Source organism: Chloroflexota bacterium, from assembly GCA_038040195.1.
In the GTDB taxonomy this organism is placed as follows: Bacteria; Chloroflexota; Limnocylindria; order QHBO01; family QHBO01; genus DASTEQ01.
On record JBBPIR010000002.1, the window covers coordinates 125,504 to 137,736 of the forward strand.

A 12,233-nucleotide genomic window follows, 5' to 3' on the forward strand; every position below is an offset into this window, starting at 1 on the left:
AATCACTACGATCGAGCGTAGCGCGGCGGAATGCTCCCCCACGCCAGAGTGTGGGGAACCCGATGACTGACGCGGTGCCTACCCCTCATCTCCCCGCCATCGAGCAACGCCAGCAGGCAACCTGGGCCGCCGGTGGACATCACATGGTCGGGACGCAGATCGTCAACGTGTCCGAGCTGCTCATCAAGGCGCTCGACCTGCACTCAACCGAGAAGGTCCTCGACGTCGCCAGCTGGACGAAGTGCATGGGCCTGAACCGGCGGCTGCCGCCTCATGACGCCTAGACTGGCGGGGTGCCCGCCTGTGCGAAATGCGGCTTCGAGTACGAGGGCGCGTTCAGGTTCTGCCCCGTGTGCGGTGCAGAGCTGGCCGCAGCGGCGCCTTCGCATGAGCAGCGCAAGACGGTCACTGTCGTGTTCTGCGACCTGGCCGGCTCCACCGAGCTCGGCGAGACGATGGATCCGGAGCGCTTGCGGACGTTGCTGGCGGGGTACTTCGCGCGGATGCGCGCGATCGTCGAGAGTCACGGCGGCAGCGTGGAGAAGTTCATCGGCGACGCTGTGATGGCGGTATTCGGCGTGCCGGTCGTCCACGAGGACGACGCGTTGCGCGCGATCCGGGCGGCGCTGGAGATGCGCGATGCGCTGCCCGCGCTTGGACTGCAGGGGCGGATCGGGGTCATGACTGGCGAGGTGGTGACCGGGACGGTTGAGCGGCTGGCAACCGGTGATGCAGTGAACGTCGCCGCGCGGCTGGAGCAGGCGGCCCAGCCGGGCGAGGTCCTGATCGGGCAGCCGACGCTCGCCCTGGTTCGCGACGCGGCCGAGGTCGAGCCGCTCGAGCCACTCCACCTGAAGGGCAAGTCCGAGCCGGTTCATGCGTACCGGCTCCTCAGCGTTCGCGAGGCGCCGGAACGGCGGCATGAGACGCGGTTCGTCGGACGTGAGCGCGAGCTCGCGCTCGTCCGGCATGCCTGGGAGCGGGTACAGGCCGAGCGCCACTGCGAGCTGGTCACGGTCGTCGGCGATGCGGGCGTGGGGAAGTCTCGGCTGATCGTGGAGTTCCTGGCTTCGTTGGACGCGACGGCCGTGCGCGGCCGCTGCCTCCCGTACGGCGAGGGGATCACGTACTGGCCGGTCGTCGAGGTACTGAAGCAGCTCGACATGCTGCCCGCTGACAAGACCGCCGCCGTGGCGATCCGCTCGCTGCTCGGGGAGAGCGAGGCGTCGACATCGGCCGAGGAGATCGCGTGGGCATTCCGCAAGACGCTGGAGTCGGCGGCGGCCGAGCGCCCGCTGGTGGTCGTCTTCGACGACATCCAGTGGGGCGAGGAGACGTTCCGCGAGCTGATCGAGCATGTCGCGCTCCGTTCCTCGGGCGCGGCGATCCTGCTGCTCTGCCTCGCGCGCCCCGAGCTGACCGATCGTCGACCCGCGTGGCCGGTGACCCTGCGGCTCGAGCCGCTGGGTGACGACGACGTCGAGGAGCTGATCCCTGAACACATCGCCCGTGAGCTGCGGGACAGGATCAGTCGGGCGGCGGGCGGCAACCCGCTTTTCATCGGAGAAATGCTGGCCATTGCCGGCGAGGCGGAAGGCGAGGTGGTTGTCCCGCCCACCCTGCAGGCCCTGCTTGCGGCGCGTTTGGATCAACTCGAGACGGGCGAGCGAAGCGTGCTCGAGCGGGGCGCGATCGAGGGGGAGATCTTCCACCGCGGAGCCGTCCAGGCCCTCGCACCGGACGACACCCAGGTGATGCCGCGCCTGGGCGCTCTCGTGCGCAAGGAGCTGATCAGGCCCGACCGTCCCCAGCTGGCGGGCGAGGACGGATACCGATTCCGTCACCTGCTGATTCGCGACGCCGCTTACGAAGCGCTGGCCAAGGGAATGCGGGCTGATCTCCATGCGCGCTTCGCCGCTTGGCTGGAGGAGCACGGGGCCGAGCTGGTCGAGCTGGACGAGATCCTCGGCTACCACCTCGAGCGGGCCTGCCGCTACCGGGCCGAGCTCGGGCTGCCGGACGACCCGATGCTGGCGGCGGAGGCTCGAAGGCGCCTGACGGCCGGCGGCCAGCGAGCGCAGCTCCGGTCTGACTTTCGCGCCGCCGTCAGCCTGTTCGAGCGGGCTGCCGCGTTCGTACCCCAGGCCGAGATCGACCTCGCCCTCGAAACCGACCTCCTCGACGCCTTGTTCTGGGCAGGCAGGGGCGTCGAGGCGCTCCGGCGCGCGGATTTTCTCGCCGAGCGCGCCGCGTCCACGGGCGATCGTGTCAGCGAGCTGTGCGCGAGGGTCAAAGCGGGCGTGCTCCGCCTCAACCTCGAGCCGGAGGGCGCGACCGAGAACCTGACTGCCCTCCTCGAGCGGGCGTTGCCGGTGTTCGAGGAGGCCGCCGATGATGTGGCCCTTTACACCGCCTACCACGCGCTCGGGTGGGTGGCGGCCATGCGCGCGCGGATGGACGCCGGGCTTGAGGCATTCGACCGTGCCGCAGCCCACGCTCGGCGGGTGGGCCGGAAGGATGAGTACGTCGGGATGCGCGCCTCTGTTCGCCTGTGGGGCACGACCCCGGTCTCGGAACTGTTGCCGTGGCTTGACGAGAACGAGCCACGAGAAACGATGGACCACCGGCTGCGCGCGAGCCGAGCCTGGGCGCTGGCGATGCTCGGTCGTGTGGACGAGGCGCGCGCGATCCTCGCCGAAACACGGGCGCAGCTTTCGGAGCGCGGAGGGGGAATCGAGCTCGCAATGGCGACCGGCATGGAATCCGTCAACGTCGAGCTTTTGGCCGGGGATCCCGCGGCAGCCGCCGAGCTCGGAAGAGCGGGGTGCAGCCTGTTCGAGGAGCTGGGAGACAAGAGCATCCTGTCAACCGCGGCGGGGATGCTCGGACAGGCGCTCTACGCGCTCGACCGGCTTGAGGAGGCCGACGCCTGGGCCAGCCGCGCGGCGGAGCTCGGCGCGAGCGACGACGCGCTGACCCAGGCACTCTGGCGGCAGGTCCGGGCGAAGGTGCTTGCATGTCGCGGCCAGCACGCAGAGGCGGAGCGGCTCGGGCGCGAAGCGGTCGCGATCTCTGAGAAGACCGACCAGCTTGACGCGCAGGGCGATGCATATGCCGACCTCGCCGAGGTGCTCTCACTCGACGGCCGCTCGAAGGAAGCTGCCGCCGCGCTCGGACAGGCGCTTGGGTGCTACGAGCGCAAGGGCAACCTCGTCTCAACACAACGTGCGCAGACGCGACTCGCGGAGCTCGTGGACGGAACACCTTGATGACGACAGGCTGGGGACTGCCCGCCGTACTGCGCTTTGCCACCCTCGCGGTGGCCGCTGGTGCGGTAGTCGTGGTCGTCCTGGTCGCCGTGGGTCCGCCCGTGCGGCCTCCGGGCCTGGGCGGCCCTATCCCCTTGCCATCGGTCGAGCAGGCGGCGTCCCCGGCGGTGGGCGAGACTGAGGTCGATTGTGGCCCACTCGACCAAGCCACCTGTGACCGGGTCGTGGCGCGGCTCATCGCGCAGTGGCGCAGGGCGTGGCGCGATGGCCATGACGGGCCGCCCCCGGATGTCCCGATCCTGAGCGTGGTGATTGGACCGGGCGGCGTCACCGAGAGCGGCTGCGTCTGGGAGTACGAGATCAGCTGGCCCGGTGGCGGCCGGGTCGTCCAAGCATCATGCCCCTAGCCGTTCGGCAGGCCGCACCCATACCTACGGATCGACCAATTCGAGAGTTAGGGTCGTTTCCACGATCTTGCGCGCGGATCCATGATCCTCAAAGACCCAGCTCCGCGGATCTTCATGTATGTCGAACGCTCTGTCGGTATCGGCCAGCAATGCGCCGGGCAACGTCCTATCCAGACCCATTCGGTCCGCCCCCGATCTTGAGAGCGGCGAAAAGAAGCTCCCTCGCAAGACCGTCCGGCGGACACCGGAACGCCGATCCATCAGGCAGAGGCATGGGCAGCGGCTCCGTTGACCTCGAGATCGCCGGCGGCGACGATACGCATCGTGCGCGCTTGCCCCACCTGCGGCCACGAGAATCCGGAGAACTCCCGTTTCTGCGGCAACTGCGCAAACTTGCTCGAGGCAGCGGCACCGGAGCGCCGTAAGCTCGCCACCCTCCTCTTCTGCGACGTCTCGGGCTCGACGGCCTTGGGCGAACAGCTCGATCCCGAGACCGTCCGCGAGCTGATGTTCCGCTACTTCCACACGATGCGCGACGCCATTGAGGGGCACGGCGGGACGGTCGAGAAGTTCATCGGGGATGCGGTGATGGCGGTCTTCGGCATCCCGGAGAGTCACGAAGACGATGCCCTCCGCGCAGTCCGAGCCGCAGCCGAAATGCAAGAGCGGATGGCCGAGCTCAACGTCGAGTTGGCGCGCACACACGGCCAGGAGCTCCGCCTGCGCATCGGAGTCAACACCGGCGAGGTGGTTTCCGGAGACGCGACCAGCCGCGTTGCCCTGGTCACGGGGGACGCCGTTAACGTCGCCGCCAGGTTGGAGCAGGCCGCGGCACCAGGTGAGGTCCTGCTCGGACCGATGACCCATCGGCTTGTGGCACATGCAGTAGACGCCGAAGCCACCAAGCCACTGGAGCTGAAAGGCAAGGCAGACGCGCTGCCCGCCTACCGATTGCTGGCGGTGAGCTCGACAGAGCGTCGAGCGCCACGCGCGTTGACCGAGATGATGGGCCGCGACGCAGAGCTCGCGGATCTCCGGGCGATTATCGACCGCGTAGGTACTGGTCGACGGGCCGAGATGGCGATCGTCATCGGTGAGGCGGGGGTCGGGAAGTCAAGGCTCGCGGCCGAATTCTTGGCACGGCTGCCCACCCAGCATGTCGTCCTACAGGGCCGCTGTCTGTCGTACGGCGCGGGAATCACGTACTGGCCGATCGGCGAGATCGCCCGCTGCGCCGCCAGAATCCACGACGAGGACGAGCCGCTATCGGCGCTGGCGAAGCTGGAGGCATTGATCGGTGGCGAGGATGGGGAGGTCGCAGCGCTTCGGGTGGGCCAGGCCATTGGCCTCGCCGGGGGAGCGGCACCGGCCGAGGAGATCAGCTGGGCGGTTCGCCGGCTGCTCGAGGCGGTGGCGCAGGAAGCCGTGGCGGTGGTCGTAATCGACGACCTCCAATGGGCGGAGCCGGCCTTGCTCAGCCTGGTGCGTCAGCTGGTTACCAGCGTAGACGCGCCGGTTCTGCTTCTCTGCCTCGCACGCCCCGAGCTGCTCGAGACGCATCCGGACTGGCCACTCCAACTGCTCCTCGATCCACTCGGAGCGACCGACATCCACCGGCTCATCGGCGCCCTCCTGGACACGCGCACGGACGCCGGCCAGCGCCTGATGCAGCGATTGGTCGAAACGGCGGGAGGCAACCCGCTCTTCGCAGAGGAGCTCGTTTCGTCTCTCGTAGAAGAGGGTCATATCAGGCACGGCGAGGCGGGCCTGATCGCGGACGACGCGCCCGAACGGATCCGCCTACCCGACGCGCTGGGCGCCCTCCTTGGCGCGCGGATCGACCGACTGGCCTCCGCGCCCAGGCAGGTGTTGGAGGGCGGATCCGTGGAGGGCGAAGTGTTCCATCGTGGCGCTGCGACGGCGCTTTCCGGTGCGCCGCACGGCGTGGCGCCCGCACTCGACGAGCTGGCGGCCAAGCGGTGGGTGTACCCGGCCCGATCCGATTTCGTGGATGACGCCGCCTTCCGCTTTCGCCATCTGCTCGTTCGGGATGCAGCCTACGGTGCGATCCCAAAGCGCCGCCGCGCCGTCCTGCACCGTCTATTCGCCGACTGGCTGTCAGCGCGCGCCGGCACGCGTGCGACGGAGTTCGAGGAGATCATGGGCTATCACCTCGAGCAGTCATACCGCTACCAGTGCGAGCTCGGACCGCCGGACAGCGAGACGGTGGCGATCGGCGATCGCTCATCGGAGCTCCTTCACGCGGCCGGGCGCCGTGCCGTGCTTCGGGGAGATCAGGCCGCGAGGCGGCTGCTCCAACGGGCCGTAGACCTCGCCAGCGACCAGCTTCGGCGGATGGGGATCGAGATCGAACTCGCGACAGTTCCGATGACACCGAAGTCGGAGGCACTCGCGCAGCTGGCTTCAATCCACGAGCGCGCGGAGGCAGCCGGCGCGGAGCTGCTCGCGCTCCATGCGCGCACCGAGGAATTGTGGATTCTGTCGTGGACCGATCCAATCGGCGCGCCTGGCCGTATCACCGAGCTGGAGTCGATCATTGGACGCCTCGAGGGACTGCGCGATCCTGACGGTCTGGCGCGTGCGCTGCGACTGCTTGCGGAAGAGCGATTCCAGGCGGGACGCGGCGCCCTCGCACTCGAGCTGATCGACCAGGCGATTGGCGCGGCGCGCGAGGTGGGCGACACTCTCCTTGAGGACACCGCGGTAGAGCGTCGGCTTCAGTACATGGTGTGCGCACCCATTCACTCCAGCAAAGTCGTCGAGGCTGCGCAGGAGTTGCTGGGTAGGTCGACACCGTTGGGACTCGGCCTCCGCGCGGAAACGCTCAAATACCTCGCCGTAATGCTGGCAATGCTCGGTCGGTCGGAAGCAGCCCGTGCGGCGCTCGCTGAGGGCAGCACAATTGAGGCCCAGCTTGGCTGGCGCTCCACTGGCCAGGCGGGCGGAGCGACTCTCATGCTGACCGGCGACCTTGCGGGCGCGGAAGAGGTCATGCGCGCGGGCCTTGCGACCCTGGAGGAGGCGGGCGACATCGGTATGGCCGCGACGTCGCGCGCGGAACTGGCTCAGGTGCTCTTCGCCCGGGGTGCCACCGACGAAGCCATGGAGAAGGCCGAGACGGTGGAAGCGATGACCTCGCCGGACGACATCAGTGCGGTCATTCCTGCGCGCTGCGTTCGAGCACAGGTTCTCGCCGCGCGGGGCGAATGGGACGGCGCAATCCAGCTAGCCGAATCGGCCGTCGCGCTCGCGGATACCTCCGACTGGCCCGGGCTCCGAGGTGAGGCCCGGCTGTCACAGGCGCGCGTGCTTGCCGCGTCCGGTCACTCTCGAGCCGCGATGGCCGCCGCGAGGGCTGCGGAGGATTCCTTCTTCCAGAAGGGGAACGTCGTCTACATGGAGCGCGCCCGCCAGCTCTGCCACGAGCTCGAAGGGCTCGGATCGGTTCGTTGACCCTCGTTTTGGCATCGGTGTATAGTCGGCCGGCGTATCGCGCAGATGTGGGCCACGCGTCCGTCATCGGACCGTGGCTCATGTGTTGAAGGAGTAGATACCGATAGCCAAGGACCTCCGCATCAACGAGATGATCCGTGTCCGCGAGGTGCGGGTCATCGACGATGAGGGTCAGCAGCGCGGCGTGATGCCGACCGCAGAGGCTCTCGCGCTGGCGCAGGAGCGTGGCCTCGACCTGGTCGAGGTGGCTCCCACGGCGGTCCCCCCGGTGTGTCGGTTCCTCGACTACGGCCAGTACAAGTACGAGATCCAAAAGCGCGAACGCGAAGCGAAGAAGCGCCAGAAGTCGCAGACCTTCAAGGAGATCCGGTTCCGGGTCAAGATCGACAGGCACGACCTGGAGACGAAGACCCGCCGGGCGTCTCAGTTCCTGGACGATGGCGACCGGGTGAAGGTGGCGGTCCAGTTCCGCGGGCGGGAGCTCAATCACCCACAGCTCGGACGAGCATTGCTCGATCGGGCGGCCGAGATGATCGGCGACCACGGAGTGATGGAGCGGTCGCCGCTGATGGAGGGCCGGAGCCTGTTCATCGTGATGGCTCCGCCTGGTTCCAAGGTGGAGCGCAGAGACGACCAGTCGGGCCAGACCGATGGGGCAGCCGCCCCGGAAGCTCCGGGCGAGACGATTGGGGAGGCACTGGCGGCCAAGGGACAGGTGCCCGAGGTGGCGGCACCGGAGGTGTCGCCCGAAGCAGTGGGCCCAGAGGTAGAAGGCGACGAGCCGCAGCCGGCACCGCCGGCCGCGTAGGTCAGGGGAACAAAATGCCGAAGATGAAGACCCACAAGGGCACCGCCAAGCGATACCGCAAGTCGGGTTCGGGCAAGTGGCTCCGGCCCAAGGCCTGGCGTGGCCACCACCTGGAGATCAAATCCAGCCGGCGCAAGCGTCGCTACGCGGGGATGGCGGAGGTCAGTTCGACCCACGCCGCCCAGCTCAGGCGGCTCATGCCCTACGAGTAGGACGCGTAGCGAGCGATGGCAAGAGTCAAGCGCGGCGTTCCCGCTCATCGGCGGCACAAGCGCCTGCTGAAGCAGGCCAAGGGCCGTCGGATGACGCGCTCGAAGCTGATCCGCCCTGCCCGCGAGGCACTGTTCCACGCCCTGCGCTATGCGTACCGCGACCGCCGCGACCGGAAGCGCGACATGCGCCGGCTGTGGATCCAGCGTATCAACGCCGCGTCCCGGTCCCACGGCATGCCGTACGGGCGATTCGTGTCCGGACTGAAGTCGGCGGGGATCGAGGTCAACCGCAAGCAGCTCGCCGACCTGGCGATCCGCGAGCCGGCGGCGTTCCGAAAGATGGTCGAGATGGCCCTGGCCTCGTTTAGCAGCTGACCGGCGCCACGCTGGCGCCGGTCCCACGGCCCTGCTCCGGATGACGGAGCGGGGTCGTTTGTTTCACCGACAATGACGACTGACCGATGGAGATGGCCTGACCGATGAGCGCCCCGACTGATCCGGCCGCAGCCATGCTGGCCGAGGTCGCCAGGACCCAGGCCGATGCGCTGGCCCGCCTGGCCGCCGCCACCGACGCTGCCGCAGTCGAGGGGCTTCGCCACGAGGTGCTGGGCCGATCGGGGGCATTGACCGCCCTCCTGCGCGGCCTCGGCGCGCTCCCCGCTGCTGATCGACCCGCCGCCGGGACAGCCGCCAACGCGGCCCGAGAAGCCCTGGAAGAGGCCATCACGGAGCGCCTGGCACAGCTTGCCGAGCGGGAAATGGCCGATCGGTTGGCCACCGAGGCGCTCGACATGACCGCTCCCGGACGGCCGGTGCGGGTTGGCCACCTTCACCCGCTGATGACCGTCGAGCGCGACCTGCGGGAGATCTTCCACGCCTTCGGGTTCGAAGTCTTCGAAGGGCCGGAGATCGAATCGGACCTCATGAACTTTGAGCTGCTGAACATCCCGCCTGATCACCCGTCGCGGGACCTGTGGGACACGCTGTACGTGGCGGAGCCGGGGTCGGTGGAGGCCGGATCTCCGCGCCCCGCCGAGGACGGCACGATCCTGCGAACCCATACCTCCCCGGTCCAGATCCGTGCCATGCGGGCGCTCACCCCGCCCATCCGGGTACTCATGCCGGGCCGCTGCTATCGGTACGAAGCGGTGGACGCCGCACACGGCTTCGAGTTCTTCCAGGTCGAGGGCCTGGTCGTGGACCGCGACACCAGCCTGGCCGATCTGAAGGGCATGGTCGAGGAGTTCGCGCGGGCCATGTTCGGGGACGGCACCCGAACCCGGTTCCGGCCCGGCTACTACCCGTTCACCGAGCCCAGCGCAGCCTTCGACATCGGGTGCCTGGTTTGCGGTGGCCCGGGCTGCCCGGCCTGCGGGCGGACGGGCTGGATGACCATCCTGGGCGCCGGCATGGTGCACCCCGAGGTCTTGCGCAACGGCGGCTTGGACCCCGACGAGTACCAGGGCTACGCCTTTGGGATGGGGCTGGACCGGATGACCCTCCTGCGCCATGCAATCCCGGACCTGCGCCTGCTGATGAGCGCCGACCTGCGATTCCTGCAGCAGTTCGCCGGCGGCCGCTGAGCCATGCGAGTCCCCCTCTCCTGGCTGCGCGAGTACGTGGACTTCGAGCTGACCCCTGGTGAGCTTGCCGGGCGCTTGACCCTGCTCGGGTTCGAGGTCAAGGCCGTGGAGGCCGCCGGCGGTGAGTGGAGCGGGGTGGTCGTCGGCCGAGTCCTGGAGGTCGAGCGACACCCGAACGCCGAGACCCTGTGGTTGACGAAAGTCGACGTCGGGGATGGCGCCGCCCTGGAGATCGTGTGCGGCGCCCAGAACCTGGCCGTCGGCCAGCTCGTGCCGGTGGCGCTTGCCGGCGCGCAACTCGCCGGCCGGCGCATCGGCCGCACCAAGATCCGGGGCGCCGTCTCGAACGGGATGCTGTGCAGCCCCATCGAGCTGGGCCTGGGCGACGATGCCGACGGGATCCTGATCCTGGGCACCGGCGAGGAGCATCGGCTCGGCATGGACCTGGGCGAGGCGGTGGGGGAGATGGTCCTCGACGTCGACGTCAAGCCCAACCGGGGCGATGCCCTGTCCATGGTCGGGCTGGCGCGCGAGATCGCCGCTGCCACCGGAACGACGGTGCGCTATCCGGAGGTGACGCTGGCCGAGAGCGGCGGGGCGACCGCCGACGAGGTCCGGGTCGAGATCGCCGACCCCGATCTGTGCCCGCGCTTCGCGGCCCGGCTGCTGGACGGGATCGGTCCGGGGGAAACGCCGGGCTGGATGGCGCAGCGCCTGCGGGCGGCCGGGATGCGCCTGATTTCGCCAGTGGTGGACGTCACGAACTACGTGATGCATGAGTTCGGACAACCGATGCACGCGTATGACGCCGACCGCATCCCGGATGGGCGGATCGTGGTCCGTCTGGCGCGCCCCGGGGAGTCGCTGGTCACCATCGATCACGTTGAGCGGCCCCTCGATGAGCGGATGCTCGTCATCGCCGACGCCGAGCGCCCGATCGGGTTCGCGGGGATCATGGGCGGCGCAGACACTGAGGTCGGCGCAGCCACGCAGCGGGTGATCCTCGAGTCAGCAATCTTCCACGGGCCCAACGTGCGTAACACGGCCCGCCGGCTGGGTCTGCGGTCCGAGGCCTCGATGCGCCATGAGAAGGGGATCTCCCCGGATCTGCCACGCCTGGCCGCTGATCGAGCCGCTGCCCTCATCGCGGACATCACCGGGGCCCGGGTGGCGGTCGGCATCGTGGACAACGACCCGGGGCCGCATCCCCGACGGGTGGTCGAGGTCGACACCGCCCGCACCTCCCGCCTGCTGGGGATCCCGGTCGACGGCGTGGGCGCGGCGGAGTGGCTGGCCCCCCTGGGCTTCGACACCACCGACCTCGACGCCGTCCGCCTGGCGGTGACCGTGCCCGCCTATCGGCTGGACGTGAACGGGGCCGCGGACGTCGCCGAGGAGCTGGCCCGGGTGTACGGCTATGACCGCATCCGCGGCAAGCTGCCCGCCGCCGAGCTGCCGCCCACCCGGCCCGATCCGAGCGAGCCGCGCCACCGCCTGCGACGGGTCCTGGCCGGTCTGGGCCTGGACGAGGTCGTGACGCATGCGCTCATCGGACCCGCGGACCTGTCGCGCTCCGGGTTCGACGCCGCGGCCTCGCACCTCGTGCGCGTGGCGAACCCGCTGTCCGAGGAGCACGCCATCCTCCGCCCGGTGCCGTACCCCTCGGTCCTGTCGGCCCTGGCCGAGAACGTCCGCCAGCGCCGCACCGACCTCGCGATCTTCGAGGTCGGCAAGATTTACCGATATCGACCGACGACCGCGTCGGGTCGGTCCGGAGCTGAGCTGCCGCAGGCCGCCGGCGCGTACCACGAGGCCTGGACGGTGGGCATTGGCCTGCTGGGATCGGCGACTCCCCGCTACCCAGGGGAGGCGGCACGCGAGTGGGACGTGGCGGATCTGAAGGGGATCCTGGACGCGCTGCACGCCGCCCTGGGGATGCCCGCCCCGGCCTACCGGCCGGAGAGCCCCGCCGAGCACCATCCCCACCTGCACCCAGGGCGCGCGGCCCGGGTGGTGGACGGCGGCGATCGTTCCTACGGCTCGGTGGGGGAGGTGCAGCCGGCGGTGGCCTTGTCATGGGACCTGCCGGGCCGACCACTGGTGGCCGCACTCCACCTGGAGCCCAATGGCCTGTTCGACCTGCCGCCCCTGAGCAAGCGTGCGGGGCCGGTTCCGGCCGCCCAGCCGGTGGACCGGGACCTGGCGGTCGTCGTGGACGTCGCGACGCCGGTCGGGGAGCTGCTGCGCCTGGCGCGTCGCAACGCGGGGCCCATGCTGTCCGACCTGCACCTGTTCGATACATACCGCGGCGCGCAGGTCGGCGAAGGGCGGATCTCGTACGGGCTCGCGTTCCGCTTCCAGCCCCAATCGGTCGCGGACGAACGGGCCGTGGATCGCGCCATGGATAAGATCCGCGGCGCCCTGCGCCACCACCTGGGAGCCGAGATCCGATAGTACGGAGCCCGCTCGATGGACACCGC

9 protein-coding genes are annotated in these 12,233 nt (G+C 69.4%); all 9 read left to right on the forward strand.

What is annotated here, in order from left to right; translation table 11 throughout:
• The first annotated feature begins 62 nt into the window (after positions 1-62).
• On the forward strand, positions 63-284 hold the full coding sequence (locus AABM41_04715; protein ID MEK6191613.1) for a hypothetical protein: 222 nt from the start codon (positions 63-65) through the stop codon (positions 282-284).
• Positions 285-293: 9 nt separating this feature from the next.
• The gene (locus AABM41_04720; protein ID MEK6191614.1) at positions 294-3,269 is read left to right on the forward strand and encodes an adenylate/guanylate cyclase domain-containing protein; all 2,976 of its coding nucleotides are present in this window, start codon (positions 294-296) and stop codon (positions 3,267-3,269) included.
• Positions 3,269-3,676, forward strand: a complete 408-nt coding sequence (locus AABM41_04725) for a hypothetical protein (GenBank protein MEK6191615.1) — start codon at positions 3,269-3,271, stop codon at positions 3,674-3,676. The genes AABM41_04720 and AABM41_04725 overlap by 1 nt, the downstream gene beginning before the upstream one ends.
• Before the next feature lie 324 nt (positions 3,677-4,000).
• Positions 4,001-7,150 (forward strand): adenylate/guanylate cyclase domain-containing protein, encoded by a 3,150-nt coding sequence (locus AABM41_04730; protein ID MEK6191616.1) that lies wholly within the window; start codon positions 4,001-4,003, stop codon positions 7,148-7,150.
• A gap of 103 nt (positions 7,151-7,253) precedes the next feature.
• A complete protein-coding gene (gene infC / locus AABM41_04735; protein ID MEK6191617.1) occupies positions 7,254-7,958 on the forward strand; it encodes a translation initiation factor IF-3 in 705 nt (234 codons plus the stop codon).
• Between the two features lie 14 nt (positions 7,959-7,972).
• Positions 7,973-8,170: a 50S ribosomal protein L35 gene (gene rpmI / locus AABM41_04740; GenBank protein ID MEK6191618.1), complete on the forward strand. Its 198-nt coding sequence runs from the start codon at positions 7,973-7,975 to the stop codon at positions 8,168-8,170.
• A 15-nt stretch (positions 8,171-8,185) separates the two neighbouring features.
• A complete protein-coding gene (gene rplT, locus AABM41_04745; GenBank protein ID MEK6191619.1) occupies positions 8,186-8,545 on the forward strand; it encodes a 50S ribosomal protein L20 in 360 nt (119 codons plus the stop codon).
• Between the two features lie 104 nt (positions 8,546-8,649).
• Positions 8,650-9,753 (forward strand): phenylalanine--tRNA ligase subunit alpha, encoded by a 1,104-nt coding sequence (gene pheS / locus AABM41_04750; protein MEK6191620.1) that lies wholly within the window; start codon positions 8,650-8,652, stop codon positions 9,751-9,753.
• 3 nt (positions 9,754-9,756) lie between these two features.
• On the forward strand, positions 9,757-12,207 hold the full coding sequence (gene pheT, locus AABM41_04755) for a phenylalanine--tRNA ligase subunit beta (GenBank protein MEK6191621.1): 2,451 nt from the start codon (positions 9,757-9,759) through the stop codon (positions 12,205-12,207).
• Positions 12,208-12,233: the final 26 nt, after the last annotated feature.